At 70.1% G+C, this 24873-nt stretch carries 17 protein-coding genes; 14 read left to right on the top strand and 3 right to left on the bottom strand.

Going from position 1 to position 24873, the window contains the following annotated elements:
* Positions 1-125 precede the first annotated feature (125 nt).
* Positions 126-1166, bottom strand: coding sequence for a LacI family DNA-binding transcriptional regulator (locus B9Y95_RS13680; protein ID WP_085512477.1), 1041 nt, complete (start codon positions 1164-1166; stop codon positions 126-128).
* 150 nt (positions 1167-1316) lie between these two features.
* Between B9Y95_RS13680 and B9Y95_RS13675 the strand changes: the two genes are divergently transcribed.
* From B9Y95_RS13675 to recR, 7 genes are all read left to right on the top strand, one after another.
* Positions 1317-2240: a carbohydrate ABC transporter permease gene (locus B9Y95_RS13675; RefSeq protein ID WP_085512474.1), complete on the top strand. Its 924-nt coding sequence runs from the start codon at positions 1317-1319 to the stop codon at positions 2238-2240.
* Positions 2240-3190, top strand: coding sequence for a carbohydrate ABC transporter permease (locus B9Y95_RS13670; RefSeq protein ID WP_085512471.1), 951 nt, complete (start codon positions 2240-2242; stop codon positions 3188-3190). The genes B9Y95_RS13675 and B9Y95_RS13670 overlap by 1 nt, the downstream gene beginning before the upstream one ends.
* A 185-nt stretch (positions 3191-3375) precedes the next feature.
* Positions 3376-4728 carry an ABC transporter substrate-binding protein gene (locus tag B9Y95_RS13665; RefSeq protein ID WP_085512469.1) on the top strand — a complete coding sequence of 451 codons (1353 nt, stop codon included), beginning with the start codon at positions 3376-3378 and terminating at the stop codon, positions 4726-4728.
* Positions 4729-4845: 117 nt separating this feature from the next.
* Complete coding sequence (locus B9Y95_RS13660; RefSeq protein ID WP_085512467.1) at positions 4846-6603, top strand: glycoside hydrolase family 35 protein; 1758 nt, start codon at positions 4846-4848, stop codon at positions 6601-6603.
* Positions 6604-6949: 346 nt separating this feature from the next.
* Positions 6950-10933: a family 43 glycosylhydrolase gene (locus B9Y95_RS21115; RefSeq protein WP_085512465.1), complete on the top strand. Its 3984-nt coding sequence runs from the start codon at positions 6950-6952 to the stop codon at positions 10931-10933.
* Between the two features lie 134 nt (positions 10934-11067).
* Entirely contained in the window at positions 11068-13878 is a 2811-nt protein-coding gene (locus B9Y95_RS13650; protein WP_085512462.1) for a DNA polymerase III subunit gamma and tau, read from the top strand.
* 3 nt (positions 13879-13881) lie between these two features.
* A complete protein-coding gene (gene recR, locus B9Y95_RS13645; protein ID WP_056014479.1) occupies positions 13882-14481 on the top strand; it encodes a recombination mediator RecR in 600 nt (199 codons plus the stop codon).
* Between the two features lie 131 nt (positions 14482-14612).
* On the opposite strand, the gene B9Y95_RS13640 is transcribed toward recR, so the two are convergent.
* Entirely contained in the window at positions 14613-15365 is a 753-nt protein-coding gene (locus B9Y95_RS13640) for a GNAT family N-acetyltransferase (RefSeq protein WP_085512460.1), read from the bottom strand.
* 212 nt (positions 15366-15577) lie between these two features.
* On the opposite strand from B9Y95_RS13640, the gene B9Y95_RS13635 reads away from it, so the two are divergent.
* From B9Y95_RS13635 to B9Y95_RS13610, 6 genes are all read left to right on the top strand, one after another.
* Positions 15578-16864, top strand: coding sequence for an aspartate kinase (locus tag B9Y95_RS13635; RefSeq protein WP_079706865.1), 1287 nt, complete (start codon positions 15578-15580; stop codon positions 16862-16864).
* Positions 16865-16977: 113 nt separating this feature from the next.
* Positions 16978-18045 carry an aspartate-semialdehyde dehydrogenase gene (locus tag B9Y95_RS13630; protein ID WP_085512458.1) on the top strand — a complete coding sequence of 356 codons (1068 nt, stop codon included), beginning with the start codon at positions 16978-16980 and terminating at the stop codon, positions 18043-18045.
* Between the two features lie 34 nt (positions 18046-18079).
* Entirely contained in the window at positions 18080-18811 is a 732-nt protein-coding gene (locus tag B9Y95_RS13625; protein WP_085512456.1) for an SGNH/GDSL hydrolase family protein, read from the top strand.
* A 115-nt stretch (positions 18812-18926) separates the two neighbouring features.
* Positions 18927-20393, top strand: a complete 1467-nt coding sequence (locus B9Y95_RS13620; protein ID WP_085512454.1) for a malate:quinone oxidoreductase — start codon at positions 18927-18929, stop codon at positions 20391-20393.
* A 72-nt stretch (positions 20394-20465) separates the two neighbouring features.
* Complete coding sequence (locus B9Y95_RS13615; RefSeq protein WP_085512452.1) at positions 20466-21113, top strand: thymidine kinase; 648 nt, start codon at positions 20466-20468, stop codon at positions 21111-21113.
* Entirely contained in the window at positions 21110-22420 is a 1311-nt protein-coding gene (locus B9Y95_RS13610) for a UDP-glucose dehydrogenase family protein (RefSeq protein ID WP_085512450.1), read from the top strand. Before B9Y95_RS13615 ends, B9Y95_RS13610 begins: the two co-directional genes overlap by 4 nt.
* Here the strand turns inward: B9Y95_RS13610 and B9Y95_RS13605 are convergent.
* A complete protein-coding gene (locus tag B9Y95_RS13605) occupies positions 22396-22833 on the bottom strand; it encodes a VanZ family protein (protein WP_085512448.1) in 438 nt (145 codons plus the stop codon). The genes B9Y95_RS13610 and B9Y95_RS13605 overlap by 25 nt on opposite strands.
* Before the next feature lie 179 nt (positions 22834-23012).
* Between B9Y95_RS13605 and B9Y95_RS13600 the strand changes: the two genes are divergently transcribed.
* Positions 23013-24812 carry a DUF4012 domain-containing protein gene (locus B9Y95_RS13600; RefSeq protein WP_085512446.1) on the top strand — a complete coding sequence of 600 codons (1800 nt, stop codon included), beginning with the start codon at positions 23013-23015 and terminating at the stop codon, positions 24810-24812.
* Positions 24813-24873 lie beyond the last annotated feature (61 nt).

Below are 24873 nucleotides of genomic sequence, written 5' to 3'. Positions count from 1 at the left end.
TGTCGAAGTGCGGAGGTGTGCATTTCGACAGGCTCAATGACCGGGGCTTCGTTCGCCGAGCTGATCGAGGTGTCGCCGTGGGCATTTCGACAGGCTCAATGACCGCGTGGAGTGTCTCCCTCACCTCAGCGCGCGGGCGGGGGAGCCGTGCTCGCGCGGACGACGAGGGACGTCGGCGTGAGGGGCTCGGTGGAGAGCTGCGGGCCCTCCTCGATCTCGCGGAGGAGCGTGGTGATCGCCCGGCGGCCGATCTCGTCGAAGTCCTGGTGCACCGTCGTGAGTGGCGGCCAGAACGAGTCCGACTCCGGGGTGTCGTCGAAACCGACGACGCTGATCGACTGCGGCACGGCACGCCCACGCTCGTGCAGGGCGCGCAGGAGCCCGAGCGCCATCTGGTCGTTCGACGCGAACACGGCCGTGATCTCCGGGCGCTCGGCGATCTCGAGGCCGATCTCGTACCCCGAGGTCGTCGACCAGTCGCCACGGAACGCGGGCGGCGGGGTGATGCCGGCCTCCCGCAGGGTGTCGGCCCAGCTCTGCTCACGACGAGCCGCCGAGTAGGAGGTACGGGGGCCGGCGATGTGCCAGACGCCCTGGTGTCCGAGGTCGAGGAGGTGCTGGGTGGCGAGTGCCGCGCCCTGTGCCTGGTCGTTGTCGACGACCGGGTAGTCGGTGCGTGCCGCGGAGTCGATGACGACGACCGGCAGGCCGGAGGGGAGTTCGACGTCGGCGCCGTCGACGATGTGCGACTCGATGACGATGATCAGGCCGTCGACGTCCTGCTCGCGGAGGCTGTCGAGCGCGACCGCGACGTCGCGTTGCGTCGGGTACTCGACGGGGACGACCGTGACCGAATACCCGGCCCGTGCCGCCTGGACCGTGATCGCGTCGAGCGTGCGCATGTTGCCGTAGGAGGAGAGCGTGAACATCGTGATCCCGATGCTGCGCGTGCGCCCTGATCGCAGCGCCCGCGCGGCCTTGTTCGGGCGGTAGCCGAGCTCGGTCATGGCCTCGAGCACGCGGTCGCGGGTGCCGTCGTCCACGTTGGTCAGCCCGTTCGCGACGCGGGAGACGGTCTGGGACGAGACGCCGGCGTGCGCTGCGACGTCCGCCATCGACGGTGCTCGCCTGGCGCGGCCAGGCGCTCTCCGGGTGGTGTCCGTCATGGTCTCCCTATCGTCGCATCCATCCTTGCATGTTGACGTGAACATGCTATGGTACCGAACAGATGTTGACGTAAACATCCAACGTGTTCCCTCCCCCGCACGGCTCCACCGCACGACGGTTCCGCCCGAATCCCAGCAAGGAAGCTGCCCATGACCACCACGACCGCTCGCACCGGCCGGCCACCAGCGGTCCGTGTCCACCGACGCGACCGCCGGGATTGGAAGGGCTGGGCGTTCATCGCCCCCTTCATGATCGTCTTCGCGCTGATGATCATCGCGCCGCTCGTCTACGCGCTGTACCTCAGCTTCTTCCAGGAGAAGCTCATCGGCGGCAACGCCTTCGTCGGCCTCGACAACTACGCCCAGGTGCTCCAGGACCCGAAGTTCTGGGAGCCGTTCGGCCGCGTCGCCCTGTTCTTCGTCGTGCAGGTGCCGATCATGCTCGCCCTGTCCCTCACCGCGGCGCTCGCGCTCGACAGTGCCCGGCTCCACGGCGCCGCCTTCTTCCGCATCGCGCTCTTCCTGCCGTACGCCGTCCCGGGCGTCGTCGCGGCACTCATCTGGGGCTTCATCTACGGCGACCAGTTCGGTCTCGCCGGCAGCTTCAACGACCTCGTCGGCGCCCAGATCCTCGAGCCGTTCAGCTCCCAGGCCGTCCTCGCGTCCATCGGCAACATCGTGACGTGGGAGTTCATGGGCTACAACATGCTCATCTTCTACGCCGCCCTCCGTGTCGTACCCGGTGAGATCTACGAGGCGGCCGAGATCGACGGGGCCGGACAGTTCCGCACCGTCTTCAGCATCAAGATCCCCGCCCTCCGCGGAGCCCTCGTCATCGCGACGATCTTCTCCGTCATCGGGTCGTTCCAGCTCTTCAACGAGCCGAACCTGCTGAAGAACCTCGCGCCCAACGTGATCACGAGCAACTTCACCCCGAACATGTACGCCTACAACCTGTCCTTCGCCGGTCAGCAGTTCAACCTCGCGGCGACGGTCGCGATCATCATGGGCGTCATCACCGCCGTCATCGCCTACGTCGTGCAGGTGCGCGGCTCCCGACAGGAGAACAGCTGATGGCCACCGTCTCGAACCCGACCGTCCGCCCGCAGACCGTGTCGACCCGGACCGCCCGCAACCCGCGCGCCTTCGACCGGCCCACCAGGAAGCGCCACGACCCGCGCCGGAAGCGCTCGATCGTCCTCACGATCGTCATGGCCGTCTTCCTCATCTACTCGGTCGTCCCGATCCTGTGGCTCGTCATCAACGCGACGAAGTCCCAGCCCGACCTCTTCTCGTCCTTCGGTCTCTGGTTCGGCGACGGCGGGTTCAACCTCTGGCAGAACATCGTCGACACGCTCACCTACCGCGACGGGCAGTTCGTCGGCTGGTTCGGCAACACGCTGCTCTACGTGGTGGTCGGTGCCGGTGGGGCGACGCTGCTCGCCACGATCGGCGGCTACGGCCTCGCCAAGTTCCGGTTCCCGGGCAAGCGCGCCGTCTTCGCGATCATCCTCGGCTCCATCGCGGTGCCGGGCACGGCGCTCGCCGTCCCGACCTTCCTGATGTTCAGCCAGCTCGGCCTCACGAACACGCCGTGGGCGGTCATCCTGCCCTCGCTCGTCAGCCCGTTCGGTCTGTACCTCATCTGGACGTACGCGGTGGACGCGGTCCCGACCGAACTGCTCGAGGCCGCCCGCATGGACGGCGCGGGGGAGTTCCGCACCTTCTTCACGATCTCGCTGCGACTCCTCGGCCCCGGCATCGTCACGGTGCTCCTCTTCGCGATCGTCGCGACGTGGAACAACTACTTCCTGCCGCTCATCATGCTGTCGGAGCCCACCTGGTATCCGCTCACCGTCGGCCTCAGCCAGTGGAGCGCCCAGGCCACCGGTGTCGCTGCCCAACCGATCTTCAACCTCGTGATCACCGGATCGCTCCTGACCATCGTCCCGATCGTCATCGCGTTCCTCTTCCTGCAGCGCTTCTGGCAGTCGGGCCTCAGCGCCGGCAGCGTCAAGGGCTGATCCTTCCTGCGGTCTCGGTTCCTGAGCTTGTCGAAGGGCCACCCGCGCCAACACCCGTTCCCAACCCGCACCACCGCATCACCAACCGGTCCCTGAGCTTGTCGAAGGGCACCACCTCCGCCCTTCGACAGGCTCAGGGACCGGGGCATCACCTCCTCCTCCCAACGCAGTGAAAGGAAACACCCATGAAGCGCATCTCACCGTCTCGCACGGTTCTGCGCCGCGCGGCCACGGCGGCCGTCGCGTCCGCGATGATCGGAGCCTCGCTCGTCGCCTGCTCGTCCGGCGGCGGCAGCACCGCCTCGGGCGACGCGAAGGACATCGAGTCCGCCCTCGAAGCCGGTGGCGAGATCACCTACTGGTCCTGGACGCCCTCCGCCGAGGCGCAGGTCGCCGCGTTCGAGAAGGCCTACCCCAAGGTCAAGGTCAACCTCGTCAACGCCGGCACCAACACCACCGAGTACACGAAGCTGCAGAACGCGATCAAGGCCGGTAAGGGTGCCCCCGACGTCGCGCAGGTCGAGTACTACGCCATCCCGCAGTTCGCGCTCAGCGACTCCCTCGTCGACCTCAACGCCTACGGCTTCGGCGACCTGAAGGACGACTACAGCCCCGGCCCGTGGAGCTCCGTCAACATCGGCGACGGCCTCTACGCCCTCCCGCAGGACTCCGGCCCCATGGCCATGTTCTACAACAAGACGGTGTTCGACCAGTACGGCATCGCCGTGCCGACCACCTGGGACGAGTACATCGCGGCAGCCGCACAGCTGCACACGGCTGACCCGTCGAAGTACATCACCAACGACTCCGGTGACTCCGGCTTCGCGACCAGCATGATCTGGCAGGCCGGTGGACGTCCGTTCACCGCCGACGGCACCAAGGTGAGCGTCAACCTCGCCGACGAGGGCTCCAAGAAGTGGGCCGACACCTGGAACCAGCTCGTCGAGGGCGACCTGCTCTCCAGCGTTCCCGGCTGGAGCGACGACTGGTACAAGTCGCTCGGCAACGGCAGCATCGCGACGCTCATCACGGGCGCCTGGATGCCCGGTGTGCTCGAGTCGTCCGTCGCCGAGGCCTCCGGCCAGTGGCGCGTCGCCCCGATCCCGACCTACGACGGCAAGCCCGCCAACGCCGAGAACGGTGGCGGTGGCCAGGTCGTGCTGAAGCAGAGCAAGAACCCGGCGCTCGCCGCGGGCTTCCTCAAGTGGCTGAACAACGACGAGGACAGCGTCAAGGTCTTCCTCGACAACGGCGGCTTCCCGGCGACGACCGCCGACCTGAACTCCGACGAATTCCTCTCCGCGGCGCCGGAGTACTTCGGTGGACAGAAGATCAACGAGGTCCTCGTGCAGGGCGCGAAGGACGTGTCGACCGGTTGGCAGTACCTGCCCTACCAGGTCTACGCGAACAGCATCTTCGCCGACACCGTCGGGCAGTCCTACGCGAACAAGGCCGACCTGAACGACGGCCTCGCCGACTGGCAGAAGCAGCTCGTCGAGTACGGCAACACGCAGGGCTTCACGGTCACCGAGAAGTAGTCGAACGGCACCTGTAGCACCAGCACCATCGACCGCGGCCGGTCGGAGGGTCCTCCGGGATCCGCTCCGGCCGGCCGTGGTCGCTCCATCCGCACCCCTTCATCACGGAGCCCCAGCATGCCCACCTTCTCCATCGGCGACGACGACTTCCTGCTCGACGGTCAGCCGTTCCGGATCCTCTCCGGAGCCCTCCACTACTTCCGGGTACACCCCGAGCAGTGGGCGGACCGCATCGCGAAGGCGAAGCTCATGGGCCTCAACACCATCGAGACCTACGTCGCGTGGAACCAGCACAGCCCCGAGCGCGGCGTGTTCGACACCACGGGCGTGAACGACCTCGAACGCTTCCTCGGACTCGTGGCCGACGCCGGCATGTACGCGATCGTGCGTCCCGGCCCCTACATCTGCGCCGAGTGGGACAACGGCGGCCTGCCCGGCTGGCTGCTGCACGACCCCGAGCTCGGCCTCCGTCGCAGCGAGCCTCGCTACCTGGCCGCCGTCCGCGAATACTTCGAGGCGCTACTGCCGATCGTCGCCCCGCTGCAGATCGACCGCGGTGGTCCCGTCATCCTCGTGCAGGTCGAGAACGAGTACGGCGCCTACGGCGACGACCACGACTACCTCCGCACGCTGACGGCGTGGACCCGCGAGCTCGGCATCACGGTGCCGCTGACGACCGTCGACCAGCCCACGGCCCAGATGCTCGAGGACGGCAGCATCCCCGATCTCCACAAGACCGGCTCCTTCGGCAGCCGCTCGCTCGAACGCCTCGCGACCCTGCGTGAACACCAGCCGACCGGGCCGCTCATGTGCTCGGAGTTCTGGGACGGCTGGTTCGACCACTGGGGCGAGCACCACCACACGACGCCCATCGCGGAGACGGCGGCGGACCTCGACGCGCTCCTCGCGGCCGGTGCGTCCGTGAACATCTACATGTTCCACGGCGGCACGAACTTCGGGTTCACCGGCGGCGCGAACGACAAGGGGCAGTACCGCTCGCACGTCACCTCCTACGACTACGACGCGCCCCTCGACGAGGCGGGCCACCCGACGGAGAAGTTCTTCGCCTTCCGCGACGTGATCGCGAAGTACGCCGAGGTGCCGACGGAGATCCCGCCCGCTGCGACGGACGCCCCGGCGTTCACCGCGTCCTTCGAGCAGGAGGTCCCGTTCGCGGACGTGGCCGACGAGATCGCGCCGCTCCGGGCCTTCGACCGGATCCCCACGATGGACGAACTCGGAGCGTTCAGCGGTCTGGCGCGCTACCGGGCGTCGATCGGCGGACGCGGCGGGGTGCTCCGGTTCGCCGAGGTGCGCGACCGCGTGGTCGTCTCCGTCGACGGCGTGCCGGTCGGTGCACTCACCCGCGAGTTCAAGGAGCGGTCCATCGTCATCCCGGCGGGCGAGACGCTCGAACTCCTCCTCGAGAACCAGGGCCGCGTCAACTACGGCAAGCGCCTGGGGGAGCCGAAGGGGATCATCGGGCCCGTGTCGCTCGACGGCGTGGAACTCACGTCGTGGGGCATCGCCCCCGTGGCCCTCGACCGCCTCGACGCCGTCGTGGACGCCGCAGCCACGCGCACGGCTGACGCGCCGATCAGCGGTGCCGGGCCGGTCCTCCTCACCGCCACCGTCACACTCGACGCGCCCACCGACCTGTTCCTCGACACCGCGGCCTGGGGCAAGGGGCTCGTCTGGGTGAACGGCTTCCTGCTCGGCCGCTACTGGTCGCGGGGGCCGCAGCACACGCTGTACGTCCCCGGCGGCCAGCTCCGTGCCGGGGAGAACCGCTTCACGGTGTTCGAGTTCCACGCGCTCACGACGCCTGCCCTGTCCTTCCTCGCCCGCCCCTCGCTCGGCCCGACCGAGTTCTAGCCGCCAACCCGCCCCGGTCCCTGACCCCACCCGGTCCCTGAGCTCGTCGAAGGGCCACCAATCCTCTCCCCGCCCTTCGACAGGCTCAGGGACCGATCCAAACGCAGCACCTCAACCCCGGTCCCTGACCCCACCCGGTCCCTGAGCTTGTCGAAGGGCCACCAATCCTCTCCCCGCCCTTCGACAGGCTCAGGGACCGATCCAAACGCAGCACCTCAACCCCGGTCCCTGACCCCACCCGGTCCCTGAGCTTGTCGAAGGGCCCAAAACCTCTCCCCGCCCTTCGACAGGCTCAGGGACCGATCCAAACGCAGCACCCCACGATGACGTGAAAGGACGCCGCAGCATGCGACGAGCGACGAGACGACCCGACCGATCGACACCGGATGGAGGTGCCGCCGTCCTGCGGCGGGGCGGTCTCGCCGCCGGCCTCCTGACGGTCGCCATCGTCGGCACCACCGCCCTGACGGCCGGGAGCGCGACCGCTGCCGAGGCGCCCACGGCGACCCTGCTCAGCTGGGGCGACCCGGCGGCTCCCGCGGAGCTCGTCGGCATCCCGGTCACCGGTGTCGCCGCCGGTCTTGGCCACGCCGTCGCGCTCGGCGCGGACGGCACCGTGCTCGCGTGGGGCGCCGACGGTTTCGGCCAGGCGACCGTCCCGAGCCTCACCGGGACGATCACCCAGGTGGCGGCCGGCACGAACCACTCGCTCGCGCTCGCCGCCGACGGCACCGTCACCGCCTGGGGCCGCGACGCCGACGGCCAGGCCACGGTCCCGGCAGGGCTCGACCGGGTCCTCCGCATCGCCGCCGGCGGACCGAACTCGGCCGCCGTCCGCGCCGACGGCACGCTGGCGCTCTGGGGTGACGACGCATTCGGACAGAACGACCTCCCGACCGCGCTCGACGGTGCACGCGTGACCGACGTCGCCATCGGCTCCGGCTTCACCGTCGCCCTCACCGACGACGGTGACGTCGTCCCCTGGGGCCGGAGCGACGCCGGGCAGCTCGAGCTCCCGGCGGCGCTCGCCGACGAGGACGTCGTGCAGCTCGCCGCCGGCACCGACCACGCGCTCGCCCTCGCCGACGACGGCACCGTCCTCGCCTGGGGTGCGGACGGCTCCGGCCAGACCGAGGTGCCGGCGTCCCTCGACGGGGTCGACGTCGTCCGTGTCTTCGCGGGTCCGTACCTGTCCGGGGCGATCGCCGCCGACGGATCGGTCACCGTCTGGGGCGCTGCCGACGCCCGTGCGGCACTGCCCGACGGTCTGCTCGCGGCCGGCGTCGCGCTCGGCGAGACGGGTGCCGTCGCCGCGGCCGGTGCAGTCCCTGTCGCCGATGGCACGAACGGCGGCCCGGGCAACACCGTCGACTCCCTGCCCGGTGGCACCGATCCCGGAACCGGGCCGGGCGGCGAGCCAGGGGCGAACCCAGGGGTCGGTCAGCCGGGCTCGGGCACGAACGCAGGCGGTGCCGGTGGGCTCGCCGTGTCGGGTGTCTCGATCACCGCCGCGGTGATCGTCGCTGCGGTGCTCCTGCTCGCGGGTGCACTGCTCATCCTCCGCCGTCGTCGGGTCGCCGCCTCGAGCTCCGCCGAAGACGCGTCCTCCAGCGCCGGTGTCGGACGCAGTGGCGTCGCGGGCGCGGTGGTCCTCGCCCTCGGTCTCTCCGGCGCCCTCGTCACGGCGGACGCACCGCGTGCCGAGGCCGCACCGAGCTACCCGAGCCCGACGGTCGACGAGCTCGTCGCCAACGACTTCGTCCTCTACTTCGCGAACGCCGGCAGCACGGTGACCGACGCGGTCTCCGCCGGCGACCACATCGGGCTGTACCAGTCACGCACCGACCAGTCCTACGGGGTCGACGCCGCCACCGGCGCGTCCTGGGGATTCGTCGCCGACGCGAACAGCAACCCGACGCCCAACAGCTCCTCCGGGACCGAGAAGACCGCCTCCCTCCGCTACGACGCACCGCCCGCGGGCAGCTCCCTCCCGACGCGGTCGGTCGACTACGCCTTCGACCTCCCGGCCGGCGACTACGAGGTCACCCTCGGGTTCAACCTGCCGAGCGGCTGGGCGGCACGACCGCTCGACCTCCGGGCCGAGGGCGAGACGCTCGCCCAGGTCACCGCGCCGGCCGGTGCGCTCCTCGAACAGCAGCTCACGGTGAGCGTCGACGACGGCACCCTCGACCTCGAGGTCCACAGCCCGGCGGGTCGAACCAACACCTACACCGACCCAGCGGTGAACTACATCGTCATCCGAGCGCCGCACACGGCCTCCACCGAGGTGCTCGCGGCGAAGATCCGGGCCGTCACCCTCGACGAGGGTCAGCGTGCGGGCTACGTCGCCGATTCGCTCGCCGTCCTCGACGCGGCGATCGCCGACGCCCAGGCGCTCGTGGACGCTGGGTCGACCGACACCGCGGCACTCACCGCGGCCTACGACGCGCTCGGGGCCGCACTCACCGCACTCCGGCCGATCGTCACCTACGACTCGTTCCGCCCGGGCCAGGCCTGGGTGGACGACCAGGGCAACCCGATCCAGGCACACGGCGGGCAGGTCGTGCCGTCGACGGCCGCCGACGGCCAGCCGATCTACTACTGGTACGGCGAAGACCGGTGGAACGGCTACGCGAGCAGCCGCGGGGTGCACGTGTACTCCTCGCGCGACCTGTACAACTGGACCGACGAAGGCCTCGCGCTGCAGGCCCTGTCGACCGCCGACCAGCTCACGACCGATCCGGCCGCAGCCGAGCTGTACGCCGACTACACGGCCCGGCAACGCGCGGCGGTCGTCCGCGACCTCCTGACGGTCCCGAGCGATCCGGCCGTCCCCGCGGCGATCCTCGAGCGGCCGAAGGTCATGTACAACGCCGCAACCGAGCAGTGGGTCATGTGGATCCACACCGACGGGCCGAGTGCGACTTCCGACGCGCAGTACGCGAAGGCGACCGCCGGGGTCGCGGTCTCCGACTCGCCGACCGGCCCGTTCCGCTACGTGGACAGCTACCGCCTGAACGTCGCACCGGAGGGCGAGCCGAACTACCAGCCCGACAGCCCCGGTATGGCGCGCGACATGAACCTCTTCACCGACGTCGACGGCACCGGCTACATCATCTACGCGAGCGAGGAGAACCTGACCCTCTTCATCTCCAAGCTGTCGTCGAACTTCATGTTCCTGTCGGCACCCGTCGACCGCGCCGTGAAGGGCGAGGACTTCACCCGCACCTACATCGGTGGACAGCGGGAAGCTCCGGCCGTGTTCGTCTACGACGGCACCTACTACCTGATCACCTCGGGCGCGACGGGCTGGAACCCCAACCCGGCCAAGTACGCCACCACCGACTCGATGCTGGGGGAGTGGACCGACCACGGCAACCCGGTGAGCGGCTCCGGTGCGTCGACGACCCACGGCAGCCAGAGCACGTCCGTGATCCCCATCGACGCGGCCGCCGGTGAGTTCATCTACATGGGCGACCGCTGGACGCCGTCCGACCTCCGCAACGCGCCGGCCGTCTGGCTCCCGCTCGAGTTCGGCGACGACGGATCCCTGTCCCTGAAGTGGTACGACGAGTGGACGCTCGCGGACCTCGAGGGGAAGGGCAAGGTCGCGGTCGACGTCGACGTGCCGGCGACCGTCCGGCTCGGCGATGCGAGCACCCTGCCGACCGAGGCGCAGGTCACGGAGGGCGGCGCCACGACCACCCGGTCGATCACGTGGGACACCGCGGCGCTCGCCGTCCCCGGCCCGGTCTCGCTGACCGGCACGGTCGAGGGCGTGTCCCGCCCGGTGACCCGCCAGGTGACGGTCGTCCCGAAGGACCTCGTCTACCTCGTCGACGCCGGGGGAACGGCGTCGCCCGAGTACGACGCGATCCGCTCGGTGGCGGAGGCCGACGGCACCCTGCTCAACTCCACGTTCGACCGGACGCTCGGGGCCGACGCGGCCACCGGCGCGAACTGGGGCGTCGTCGGCGCGGAGACGGGCACGACCGACGGGCCGTTCTCGGAGTCGCTCCGCTACGTCGCGAGTTCCGCGACCGACCGCACGCTGGAGTACGCGTTCGACTCGCTCGACGCGGGGAGCTACGACGTGTACGTCGGTCTGTACGATCCGTGGTCGCAGTGGGCGAACAACCGGCGCGCGGACATCGGGGCGAACGGGGCGACACTGCTCAGCGCACAGCCGATCACCGGCACCCCGACCGTGGCGACGCTGTCGTCCGTGCAGCCGGATGCGGACGGCCGTCTGTCGATCACCCTCGATCCGGTCGGTTCGGGCGGTGGCACGGACGTGCAGCTCTCCTGGATCATGATCGTCCGACGCTGACGGCTTCCGCCTGAAGCGGACGTTCCCTCGCCCATTCCCGGGCGAGGGAACGATCGTTCGCCCGGGAATGGGCGAACGGACGGGGGAGTCCGATCCCCGACTCCGATGTCGGGGGCGACGGCTACCATTGGTGGGTGGTCACAGCTCTGTATCGCCGGTATCGGCCCGAGACGTTCGCCGACTTGATCGGTCAGGCGCAGGTGACCGATCCCCTCATGACGGCCCTGCGCACCAACCGTGTCAACCACGCGTACCTGTTCAGTGGTCCACGTGGTTGCGGCAAGACGACGTCCGCGCGCATCCTCGCCCGTTGCCTCAACTGCGCCGAGGGCCCCACCGACACCCCGTGCGGCGTCTGCGCGAGCTGTGTCGACCTCTCCCGCGACGGCTCCGGCTCGCTCGACGTCGTCGAGATCGACGCAGCCAGCCACAACGGTGTCGACGACGCCCGCGACCTCCGCGAGCGCGCGATCTTCGCGCCCGCGCGCGACCGCTACAAGATCTTCATCCTCGACGAGGCGCACATGGTCACCCCGCAGGGGTTCAACGCCCTGCTGAAGATCGTCGAGGAGCCGCCGGAGCACGTGAAGTTCATCTTCGCGACGACCGAGCCCGACAAGGTGATCGGCACGATCCGCTCCCGCACCCACCACTACCCCTTCCGGCTCATCCCGCCGGCGCAGATGCTCGACTACGTCCAGCAGCTGTGCGAGAGCGAGCACGTGGGTGTCGAGGCCGGCGTGCTGCCGCTCGTCGTCCGGGCCGGTGGCGGTTCCGCTCGCGACACGCTGTCCCTGCTCGACCAGCTGATGGCCGGGTCCGAGGGTGACTCCGTCGACTACGAGCGCGCGGTCGCCCTGCTCGGCTACACCCACACGGCCCTGCTCGACGAAGTGGTCGACGCCCTGGCCGCCCGCGACTCCGGTGCCGCCTTCAGCACCGTCGACCGCGTCATCCAGACCGGCCAAGACCCACGCCGCTTCGTCGACGACCTGCTCGAGCGACTCCGCGACCTCATCGTCGTGGCCGCCACGGGCGAGAACGCTGCAGCGGTCCTCCGCGGCCTCCCGCAGGACGAACTCGACAAGATGCTCGCCCAGGCGCGGGCGTTCGGCATCGCCGAGCTGTCGCGCACGGCCGACGTCGTGAACGAGGCGCTCACCCAGATGACGGGCGCGACGTCGCCCCGGCTCCACCTCGAGCTCATGATGGCGCGCATCCTCGTGCCCGCAGCCGACGACTCCGCTCGTGGTGCGCTCGCTCGGGTGGAGCGGCTCGAACGTCGCATCGGCGTCGAAGGAGCTGCAGCCGAGGGCGGCCAGACAGCGGTCTCGGCGCAGCCCGTGGTCGCCGACCGCGCTCCGGCCCCTGCCGGCGCGGTCCCCGCGAGCTCGGCGGCGAGCTCCACCCCGGCTCCCGCCCCGGCCGCTGCGTCCGCCGCCTCCGCCGCCTCCGCTGCTTCGGGCCAGTCCGCGGCCCCCGACCGTCGACCGGCGCAGGAGTCGGATCAGGCGCACACCGCGGCACCCACCCCCGCCGCCCCTCGGGTCGGCCCGGTCACCCTGCAGCACATCCGCGACGCCTGGCCCGAGATCGTGGCGCGGGTCGAGAAGTCCGACCGCAAGGCCTGGATGATCGTCGTCAACACCCAGGTCGGCGGGTACTCGGACGACGACGTCCTCACGCTCGTGTTCGCGAACAACAGCGATCTCAACGACTTCAAGGCACGGCACGCCCCCGGCACCGGTGTCGCTGAGGTCCTGCGTACGGCGGTCCTCGACGTCCTCGGCGTGCGGGTGAAGTACCTCGCCAAGGTGGCCGGTGCCGACGAGCCGCCGGCACCACGGACCGATGCGCCCGCCACCGGCGCTCCGTCGTCGGAGTCGTCCGCCTGGTCGACCCCGAGCCTGCCGCAGACCGTCCCAGCCCCCGCTGCCCCGTCGTCGTCCGCCGGCGCCGGCGGGTCGGGATCCCGGTCGTCGTGGCCCACCGTCGCGCCAGCCGGTGGCGAACCCGCGTCCGCTGCTCCGGCCGGCGTCGCGCCGTCGGCACCCGCATCGTCGGTCACCGCCCCGGCGGAGCAGCAGACCTCCGTCTCCGCCTCCTCGTGGGCGACGGTCGCGCCGCCGGCCGATGAACCCGAGCCGTCTCCGGTCTCTGAGCCGGTCGAAGGGCAACCCCCGGTCCCTGAGCCTGTCGAAGGGCCCGCGTCCGCACCCGAGCCTGCTTCGTCGACCCGGCCGTCCTCGGTCCCTGAGCCTGTCGAAGGGCCCACGTCCGCGCCCGAGCCTGCTTCGTCGACCCGGCCGTCCTCGGTCCCTGAGCCTGTCGAAGGGCCCGAGTCCGCACCCGAGCCTGCTTCGTCGACCCGGCCGTCTCCGGTCCCTGAGCCTGTCGAAGGGCCCACGTCCGCGCCCGAGCCTGCTTCGACGACCCGGCCGTCTCCGGTCCCTGAGCCTGTCGAAGGGCAGCCCGGGCGACCCGCCGGATCCGGAGCCCCCGAGACGCCGGCCACCTCGTCCACGCAGCGGCAGCCGTCGACCCCGCCGCGCCAGCAAGCACCAGCCCGAGGCCCGTCCAACGGCGACGCGCTCGGCTCGCGCACCGTCACGTGGGACGTCGTCTCGATCCCGTCCGACGACGACGCACCGCCGCCGGACGACGAGCCGCCCTACCCCGACCCGTTCGAGTCGTCGGCCCCTGCTCCATCACCTGCGGCCGTCGCGCCATCCGCAGCTCCCGCCGGCTCTCCGCAGGCCGCATCGGCTTCCGCACCGGTCGCCGAGCAGCGCCCGCAGCCCCCGGTCCGGATGCGCCAGGCGCCCCCGGTGCCGACGACCCACCCCGCGGGCGACAACCGGTACGGCGAGAGCGTCGTCCGCGAGCTCCTCGGCGCCACATTCATCGAGGAGCAGCCGCACGAGCCGCGCTCCGGAGGGCGGTAGGCCATGTACGAGGGAATCGTCCAAGATCTGATCGACGAGTTCGGGCGGCTGCCCGGTATCGGTCCGAAGTCGGCGCAGCGCATCGCGTTCCACATCCTCCAGACGGAGTCGTTCGACGTGTCGAAGCTCGCCGAGCTGCTCACCGTCGTCCGCGAGAAGGTCAAGTTCTGCGAGATCTGCGGCAACATCTCCGAGCAGAACCTCTGCAGCGTGTGCCGCGACCCGCGTCGCAACCCGGCCCTCATCTGCGTCGTCGAGGAGCCCAAGGACGTCGTCGCCATCGAGCGGACACGTGAGTTCCGCGGCTTCTACCACGTACTCGGCGGCGCCATCAGCCCGATCGACGGCGTCGGTCCCGACGACCTGAACATCCGGCGCCTCATGCAACGCCTCGCCGACGGCACCGTCACCGAGGTCATCATCGCGACCGACCCGAACCTCGAGGGGGAGGCGACCGCCACCTACCTCAGCCGGCTGCTCCTCCCGATGGGGATCCGCATCACGCGCCTCGCCTCCGGTCTCCCCGTCGGCGGCGACCTCGAGTACGCCGACGAGGTCACCCTCGGTCGTGCCTTCGAGGGTCGCACCGTCGTCAGCGGCTGACCCCGCCGCCGCCTCGCCCCCCCTCCGCCCCTTTTTCGCCATCGGTCCTCTCTCAGGAGTCGGCCGGTGTGTCGGGGCTGGTGGGTTCCGCCGTGCCGCCGGAATCCTGAGTCGGGGCAGCCGGGCGCGCCTCAGGCGTCGGCGGAGGGCGCCGGCCACTCGGCGACCACCGGGCGGGCCGACAGTTGTCGTCCGATCGCGGAGAAGCCGAGCTTGCGGGCGACGGCGCGAGAGCCGGGGTTCGTGTCGGCGGCACGCCACTGGGGGAGGAGCCCAGCCGCGAGGGCGTGCTCGACCGCGGTCGACGCGAGTCGGGTCGCGAGACCGGTCCCGCGAGCCTCGGGGGCGGTCAACGCCGTCACGTGCGCGACGCCCAACGGCCACGACCGGTAGCCGGCGACGGCGAGGACCCGACCGTGCTCGCGCACCGAGAACAGCGGCGAGGTGATGCCGAAGATCCCGCTCTCCGAGGCCTCGTCGTCGCCGACCTTCGACAGCAACGACTCGATGGCGGGGTCGCTCGCCTTGCTCGCCACCACGTCGATCTCCTCGGCCGGTCGGAACCGCCCGGGTAGCAGGTAGTCGAGCGTCGCCGGCCCGAGGACATCGGCCACCTGCACGCGCGAGCGGAGGAACTCGACCGTCCCGACGCTCCTCGGTGACTCGTCCTCGATGGCGAGTCGCCTGGCGGTGTCGTCGTCGGGCACGATCGCGAGGGCGCTGCCGTCGATCTCGACGACGCCGATCCATCCGGGCGGGCACGCCATGGAGCCGGCGTTCACGACGACGGCGACGCGGCCGGCGGAGAACCGTGCGGTCGGCGAGGCGAGTCCCTGCCAGAGGCGTCGCACCGTCGCGAGCACCCGCGCGTCTTCCTGCTGCATAGGCCAACCCTACCGAGGCCCACCCGTCTCCCCACCGCAGGAGATCGGCCCGACAGCAGGACCGGACGGGCCGAAGCGTCCTGCTGCGGGGCGGATTTCCTGCCCCGGAGCGGGTGAGGGTGCCCTTCGTCACATGAACGGCGCGGAATGCCCGGATGGGTAGGATGATCGCTGGGCCGCTCGTGCCCGCACCGACTTCCCCAGGAGATCCGATGGCATTGATCGTGCAGAAGTTCGGCGGGTCCTCCGTCGCGGACGCCGAGAGCATCAAGCGCGTGGCGAAGCGCATCGTGGAGACCCGCAAAGCGGGCAACGAGGTCGTCGTCGCCGTCTCGGCGATGGGCGACACGACCGACGAACTGCTCGACCTCGCCCACGAGGTGACGCCCATCCCGGCTCCCCGCGAGCTCGACATGCTGCTGTCCAGCGGCGAGCGCATCTCGATGGCGCTCCTCGCGATGGCGATCAGCAGCATGGGGTACGTCGCACGCTCCTTCACCGGCAGCCAGGCCGGCATGATCACCGACGCCCAGCACGGCGCCGCGCGCATCGTCGACGTCACCCCCGTGCGCCTGCGCGAGGCCCTCGACGACGGCGCCATCGTCATCGTCGCCGGCTTCCAGGGCTTCAACCGCGACACCCGCGACATCACCACGCTCGGTCGTGGCGGCTCCGACACCACGGCCGTCGCGCTCGCCGCGGCCCTCGACGCCGACGTCTGCGAGATCTACACCGACGTCGACGGCATCTTCACCTCCGACCCCCGCGTCGTCCCGAAGGCCCGGAAGATCGACCGCATCTCCAGCGAGGAGATGCTGGAGCTCGCGGCCTCGGGCGCCAAGGTCCTCTACATCCGCGCCGTCGAGTACGCACGCCGCCACGGCGTGACGCTCCACGTCCGGTCGTCCTTCAACAACAACGAAGGCACGCTCGTCCTCAACGACGCGAGCCGCAACAACCCAGGAGCAGGTGAGGCACCCATGGAGCAGCCCATCGTCGCCGGAGTCGCGACCGACCTCAGCGAAGCCAAGATCACCGTCGTCGGTGTCCCCGACCTGCCGGGCAAGGCGGCGGAGATCTTCACGATCGTCGCGAAGTCGGGCGGCAACGTCGACATGATCGTCCAGAACGTGTCGACCGCCGTCTCCGGCGTCACCGACATCTCGTTCACCCTGCCGAAGCCCGAGGCGCAGCAGGTCCTCCGCGCGCTCGCAGCCGAGCAGGAGCGGGTGGGCTTCTCGGCCATCCAGCACGACGACCAGATCGGCAAGCTCGCCCTCGTCGGTGCCGGCATGCGCACGAACACCGGCGTCTCGGCGAAACTCTTCGAGGCGCTCAGTGCAGCGGGCATCAACATCGAGATGATCTCCACCAGCGAGATCCGCATCTCGGTCGTGACGCGCGCCGACACCCTCAACAAGGCCGCCAACGTGGTCCACTCCGCGTTCGGTCTCGACGGCGAGGACGAAGCGGTCGTCCACGGCGGCACCGGCCGCTGAGCCGCCTCGTCCACAGGCTCCGGAACCAAGCCGACCAAGGACCGACGGGCGGGATCCCGCCGATCCTGATGCAAGATGGTTCACAACAACCCCCTGAAACCAGAGGAATCCCCATGAGCAACGGTGTACGTGTCGGTGTCGTCGGAGCGACCGGTCAGGTCGGCAAGGTCATGCGCCGCCTGCTGGAGGAACGCGAGTTCCCGATCAGCGAGATCCGCTTCTTCGCGACGGCGCGCTCGGCGGGCACGACGCTCCCGTTCCGTGGCCAGGACATCGTCGTCGAGGACGTCGAGACGGCCGACCCGAGCGGCATCGACATCGCCCTCTTCTCGGCCGGGGCGACCGGCTCCCGCACGCAGGCTCCGCGGTTCGCCGCTGCCGGTGCGCTCGTCATCGACAACTCGAGCGCGTGGCGGATGGACCCCGAGGTCCCGCTCGTCGTCAGCGAAGTGAACCCGCACGCCATCAAGGACGCGGTGAAGGGCATCGTCGCGAACCCCAACTGCACGACCATGGCGGCCATGCCGGTCCTCAAGGTCCTCGACGCCGAGGCCGGGCTCACGCGCCTCATCGTCAACACCTACCAGGCCGTCTCCGGTTCCGGGCTCGCCGGTGCGGCTGAACTCGCCGGCCAGATCGAGGCCGCGGTCGCTCAGGGCGACCTCACCCGACTCGTCCACGACGGTTCGGCGATCGACTTCCCGGCCCCCGAGAAGTACGTCGCCCCGATCGCCTTCGACGTCATCCCGCTCGCCGGTTCGATCGTCGACGACGGACTGGGCGAGACCGACGAGGAGAAGAAGCTCCGCAACGAGAGCCGGAAGATCCTCGAGCTCCCCGAGCTGCTCGTGTCGGGCACCTGCGTGCGCGTGCCCGTGTTCACGGGCCACTCGCTCTCCATCAACGCCGAGTTCTCGCGCGAGCTGTCGCCGGAACGGGCGATCGAGCTGCTCCGCGACGCTCCGGGCGTCCAGCTCTCGGACGTGCCGACGCCGCTCGAGGCCGCCGGTGCAGACCCGTCGTTCGTGGGGCGCATCCGTCCGGACCAGAGCGCGCCGGCCGGCAAGGGCCTCGCGCTGTTCATCTCGAACGACAACCTCCGCAAGGGTGCCGCCCTCAACGCGGTGCAGATCGCCGAGATCGTCGCCGCCGAGCTGCTCGCACAGCCTGCCGCGGTCTGACCGGCCCTCCCTCCACCCGATCGGGGACGACGACATGGCCCGCCAGCGACCACGCCTGCGCCGACGGTGGTTGGCCGCGTTCATCGCGGCGGCCATCGCCGTCACCGCGGTGATCACCGTGAGTGGTCTGCGTGCCGACGTCCAGCAGACGACGGTCGCCCGCGCCGACACCTCCGGCTCCGAGGTCGCCGTCGGACCACTCGTCGCGTTCTACGGCGACTCGTACACGAAGGGCTCGGCAGCGTCGTCGCCCGCCGCCCGCTGGTCGTCGCTCGTCGCGCAGGCCGAGGGCTGGACGGAGTACAACGCCGGCTACCCGGGTCTCGGCTTCGTCCGCAAGCGCGACAAGGTCGGTGACGTCACGGCCGACGTCATCGCGCAGCACCCCGAGGTCCTCATCGTCGCGCTCGGCATCAACGACAACTTCGAGTGGACCGGCAACGAGCAGGCGATCCAGGAGGCGATCCTGCCGGAGTTCCAGCGGTTGCGCGACGGTCTGCCCGGCACCCGAATCATCGTGGTGGAGCCCTGGTGGTACACCGCCGAGCGACCTGCCTCCGTCGAACAGATCATCGGATGGGTGCACGACGCCGCCGACACCATCGGGGCCGACTACATCTCCGGTGCGTCGCACTGGCTGGACGAGGACCCGGCGACGTGGATCTCCGCCGACGGCCTCCACCCGAGCGACGCCGGGTATGCACACCTCGCGCAGCGCATGCTCGAGGAGCTCGACGCCCTCACCCCCGCACTCCCCGGACGCTGAGCCCACGTCCACCCAGTCGGGCCGAAGTGTCTCGACATCGAGCGATCTCGTCGCACGCGATCAGCGACAGCACGCGGGTGGAGAGCTCGGGCCTCGCCGCGACTAGACTGCTCTGGTGACCGAAACCATCGACGTAGCCCTCATTGGTGGTGGCATCATGAGCGCCACGCTCGCCGCCCTCATCCACCAGGTGCAGCCTGACTGGAAGGTCGAGGTGTACGAGCGCCTGAGCGACGTCGCGCTCGAGAGCTCCAACCCCTGGAACAACGCCGGGACGGGCCATGCCGCGCTGTGCGAGCTCAACTACATGCCGCAGGACGCCCACGGCCAGGTCGACCCGGCGAAGGCCATCGGCATCAACGAGCAGTTCCAGCTCAGCCGTCAGTTCTGGTCGCACCTCGTCGAGGAGGGCCTGCTCGGGGCACCCGACACCTTCATCAACCCGACCCCGCACATGACGTTCGTGCGCGGCGACAAGGACGTCGAATACCTCCGGAAGCGCTACGAGGCGCTCAAGGATCAGCCGCTCTTCGCCGGCATCGAGTTCTCGGAGGACCCGGCCGTCATCGCCGAGTGGGCTCCGCTCCTCATCAACCGTCGCGCCGTCGGTGAGCGCATCGCGGCCACCCGGATCACCGCGGGCACCGACGTCGACTTCGGTTCACTCACGCACAAGCTCTTCGGTGCAGCGCCGAACACGCACGTCCGCACCAACCACGAGGTCCGGTCGCTCAAGCGATTGAAGGACGGCACGTGGCGCATTCGTGGCCGCCAGACCCTCGGTCGTTCACCGATGGAGATCAACGCCCGCTTCGTCTTCGTCGGCGCCGGCGGATGGGCGCTCAAGCTGTTGCAGAAGTCCGGCATCCCCGAGATCAAGGGCTACGGCGTCTTCCCCATCGGCGGGCAGTTCCTCCGCACCGACAACCCCGCGGTGGTCTCGAAGCACCAGGCCAAGGTCTACAGCCAGGCCTCGGTGGGGGCCCCGCCGATGTCCGTCCCGCACCTCGACACCCGCGTCGTCGACGGCCAGGCGAGCCTCCTCTTCGGCCCGTACGCGACGTTCAGCCCGAAGTTCCTCAAGCGCGGATCGATGCTCGACCTCGTCACCCAGGTGCGCCCGCACAACCTCCTCCCGATGCTGGCGGTCGCGAAGGACAACCCGAGTCTCATCACGTACCTCGTCGGGCAGCTCCTGCAGTCCCGCAAGCAGAAGATGGACAGCCTCCGCGAATTCCTGCCGACGGCGAAGGACGAGGACTGGTACCTCATCGAGGCCGGGCAGCGCGCCCAGGTCATGAAGAAGGACAAGGACAAGGGCGGCGTCCTGCAGTTCGGTACCGAGGTCATCACGGGTGCGGACGGCACGATCGCGGGACTGCTGGGTGCTTCCCCCGGCGCGTCGACGGCCGTGCCGATCATGCTCGACGTCCTGCGCAAGTGCTTCCCCGACCGGATGACCGCGTGGGAGCCGAGGCTCCGCGAGATGATCCCGACCTACGGCTCGACGCTGAACGACGTCCCCGCAACGGCAGCGAAGGTCCTCGAGAGCACCGCCGAAGCCCTCGACATCTCGCTGTAGCCGCCGCACGGGCCTTCGCCCGGTCTGTCGTCGGATGCCACAGGTGTAGCTCGGGAACCCTAAGCTTGCCTGGTGGCGAAACTGTACTTCCGATACGGGGCGATGAACTCCGGCAAGAGCACCGCTTTGCTCCAGGCGGCGTTCAACTACGAGGAGCGCGGCCACCGCGTCCTCCTCGCCAAGCCCTCGCTCGACACGAAGGGCGACGCCGCCATCGTCAGTCGCCTCGGCGTGACCCGCGACGCCGACTTCCTGCTCGGTCCTGACGACGACGCCGTCCGGGTCTTCGCTGAGCACCGTCGCCGGGTCGTGCAGGAGACCGGCGAGGACGTCAGCTGCCTGCTCGTCGACGAAGCTCAGTTCCTCCACGGGGAACAGGTCGACGACCTGCTGCGCATCGCGCTGCTCGAGGGCATCCCGGTCCTCGCCTACGGCATCCGGACCGATTTCCAGACCGTCGCGTTCCCCGGGAGCCGCCGCCTCCTCGAGGTGGCCCACAGCCTCGAGGAGCTCAAGACGATCTGTCGCTGTGGTCGAAAGGCGATCTTCAATGGCCGCCGGTTCGGCGACACCTTCGTGTTCGACGGCGACCAGGTCGCCATCGACGGCACCACCGTCACCTATGAATCGCTCTGCGGCGTCTGCTACCTGCAGGAGTCCGGCGGACGCCTGTCCAGCACGCCCACCGTACGTCCCACCAGTGAAGGATCACACGCATGAAGCTCTCCGTCATCGGCTGCGGCTACCTCGGGGCCGTGCACGCGGCCGCCATGGCATCGATCGGGCACGAGGTCGTCGGTATCGACGTCGACCCGGCCAAGATCGAGGCACTCTCCGCTGGACGCTCACCGATCTTCGAGCCCGGCCTGCCGGAGCTGTTGCTGGCCGGCGTCGAGTCGGGCCGCCTGCGGTTCAGCACCGACATGGCCGATGCGGCCGGGGCGACCATGCACTTCGTCGCGGTCGGCACGCCGCAGAAGGCCGGCTCCAACGCGGCCGACCTGCGCTACGTGGACGCGGCGGTGACGGCACTCCTGCCGCACCTGTCGGCAGGCGACGTCGTCGTCGGCAAGTCGACCGTACCCGTCGGCACCGCGGCACGGCTCGCGGAACTCGTCGCCCCGACCGGCGCTGTGCTCGCTTGGAACCCCGAGTTCCTGCGGGAGGGCTTCGCCGTGCAGGACACCATCGCGCCCGACCGACTCGTGTACGGGCTGCCGCCGACGCCCGAGGACGCCGCCGTCGCGCGAGCCGCCTTCGACGAGGTCTACGCCCAGGCACACTCGACCGGCACACCGCTCGTCGCCACGGGGTACTCGACCGCGGAGCTCGTGAAGGTCGCCGCGAACGCGTTCCTCGCCACGAAGATCTCCTTCATCAACGCGATGGCGGAGATCGCCGAGGTCACCGACGCCGACGTCACGGAGCTCGCCGACGCGATCGGCTACGACGCCCGGATCGGTCGCCGCTTCCTGAACGCCGGTGTCGGGTTCGGCGGCGGCTGCCTGCCGAAGGACATCCGCGCCTTCACCGCTCGCGCCGAGGAGCTCGGTCGAGGGGAGTCGGTGGCCTTCCTCAAGGAGGTCGACGCGATCAACCTGCGTCGCCGCCAGCGCGTCATCGACCTCGTCGTCGAGGAGCTCGGCGGGAGCGCCTACCAGAAGCGGGTCGCGGTGCTCGGGCTCGCCTTCAAGCCCGACAGCGACGACGTCCGCGATTCGCCGGCCCTCGACGTCGCCGTCGGCCTCAACGGCCTCGGCGCCGTGGTGCTCGCCTTCGACCCGGAAGCGGTCCCCAACGCTCGTCGACTCCACCCGCAACTGACGTTCGCGGACTCGGCCGAGCAGGCCCTGGCGGACGCGGACATCGTCGTCGTCGTGACCGAGTGGAAGGCGTTCCGCGCCCTGGACCCCTCGGCCGTCGCCGAGTTGACCGCGGGCAAGACGATCGTGGACGGACGCAACTGCCTCGACGTGGACGCCTGGCGGGGCGCCGGGTGGCGTTACGTCGGTCTCGGTCGTCCGTGACCGGTGACGAGTAGCCGGACGACGAGCACGATCGTCGCGCCGAGCAGCCCTCCGGTCGCATTGGCGTAGACGTCGGCGATCGTCGCGACGCGCTCGGGGAGCAGGGTCTGTCCGAGTTCGATCGCGACCGAGAACAGGGTCGTTGTCAATGGTGCGATCCACCAGAGGCGCAGCGGCAGCTCCAGGGCGAGCAGGGCGCCGAGCGGGATGAACAGCACGACGTTCGCGGCCGATTCGACGAAGCGGTAGTCGAACCAGGCCGGGGCGCCCGCGGCCTGCAACCGGTCGAGGATCGCGAGCAGCGTCGTCCGGCCGTCGGCGTCGACGGGCGTCGGCCAGAATGCGATGCCGAGCATGACGCACAGGCAGAGCAGCAGCAGGATCCCGATCACGATGCGCGGCGTCCGGGTCATCTGCGGAGCGGCTCCAAATCGGTCGACGAGCGTGCTGACGGCACCCCGCAATCGTAGGCCATGAGCGGCCGTGAGCCCGGTTGTCGCGTGCGCCGTCCACCCCTGAAAGGGGGCGTGCACCGACCCTCGGAGGCCATCATCCGGCGGTTAGGCTGTGCCTACCCGAAGAAGGAGCACTCTTGGCTGACCCACGCCCGGCGACCGCCGGCATCCGCCTGCCCGGCCGTCGGCGTTCGCGTCTGTGGTGGGTCGCACTCGCGGTCCTCCTCGTCGTCCTGGCGCTCGGAGCCTGGCTCGGCGTCCGGGCGTCCCTGGCGAAGAACGCGCTCGAAGCCGCCCAGTCGGAGGCGAAGTCGCTCCAGTCGGCCGTGCTGAAGGGCGACGCGAGCGGCACCGAGGCCACGCAGCGCGCACTCACGACGCACACCGGCGAGGCGGTGTCCCTGACGAGCGATCCCGTCTGGCGGGCGGCCGAGGCGGTCCCGTTCATCGGCGTGAACTTCTCCGCGGTGCGACAGGCCGCCGCTGCGACCGACGACGTCGCGGTCGACGTCGTGCCGAAGGTCGTCGAGATCGCCGATCAGGTCAACCTGTCGTCCCTGCTCCCCGGGGACGGATCGATCGCGACGGAGCCGCTCCGCGCCGTCGCGCCGACAGTGGCCGAGGCGGCTGCAGCGGCTGACATCATCGCCGGGCGCGTGGACACGATCGGCACGGACGGAGCGCTGCCGGTGGTCGCCGACGCCGTCGAAAAACTCACCCGGACGATCACCGGTGCCTCCACGATGCTCGACACCGCGGCGCGGGCCACGGCGCTCCTGCCGGACATGGCGGGTGGGGCCGGGCCCCGGAACATCATGGTGATGATCCAGAACAACGCGGAGCTGCGCTCGAGCGGCGGCATCGCCGGGGCGGTGGCCCTCATCCATGCGGAGAACGGCGCCATCACCTTCGCCGGCACCCGGGGGAGCGACGACTTCTCCGGCTTCCCCGCCCCCGTGCTGCCGCTCACCCCGTTCGAGCAGAACGTCTACACCGACAACCTCGGCCGGTACATCCAGGACACCAACCTCACGGTCGACTTCAGCCGCACCGGCGAGCTCGCCGCAGCCATGGGGACCCAGGTGTTCGGCGTGCCCATCGACACCGTTGTCGCCGTCGACCCCTACGTCCTCGCCCACCTGCTGGAGGCGACCGGACCCGTCGCCCTCCCGGACGGCACCGAGCTCACCGCCGACAACGCCGCGAAGACGCTGCTGAGCGACGTCTACGCCCGGTTCCCCGACCGGCTCGTCCAGGACGCGTTCTTCGCCGCGGTCTCGGGTGCGGTGTTCGAAGGCATGATCTCCCGCTCGCCCGACCCCGGCGCCCTCGTCCAGGCCCTGTCCGAGTCCGGCGCGGAGAACCGGCTCCACGTGTGGAGTGCGGTCCCCGCCGAACAGGCGTTGATCGCCCAGACGAGCCTCGCCGGGATCCCGCCGGCGACCGACGATGCGGCCGTGTACACCGGGGTCTACCTCGAGGACCTGACCCGCGCGAAGATGGACTACTACCTGGAGACGAAGGTCGACATCCGCGACGCCCGGTGCACGAAACAGGGCGCCGAATACGTCGTCGCCGTCACCCTGACGTCCACTGCGCCGGCGGACGCCGCGACCTCCCTGCCGGACTACGTGACCGCAGGCGGGCGTTTCGGCACCCCCGCGGGAGACATCGCGACGCGCGTCGTGATCCACGGTCCGCTGGGCGCAGCCCTGCTCGGAGCGAGCGACGGCGAGGACCTGCCGGTCAAGGCCGTGACCGACCCGAACGGTCGTCTCTACGCCCAGACCGATGTGACCCTCACTCCGGGGGCGACAACGGAACTCGTCTTCACGGTGCTCGCCCCGAAGGCCTCCGACGTACCCCCAAACCTGGTCACAACCCCCGGAATCACGGGCAAAACGACCATTTCAGCCTTCCCCCGGTGCGGCTCCTGACATAGCATGACAACACCTCAGGAAGCCACGCACCCGAATTCGTGACCCTGGGGAACCTCGC

Origin of the sequence: Plantibacter flavus (assembly GCF_900177615.1) — a bacterium.
Taxonomy (GTDB): Bacteria; Actinomycetota; Actinomycetes; order Actinomycetales; family Microbacteriaceae; genus Plantibacter; species Plantibacter flavus.
The sequence above is the reverse complement of the archived record's forward strand: the minus strand, read 5'-3'. Positions and strand labels throughout refer to the sequence as shown.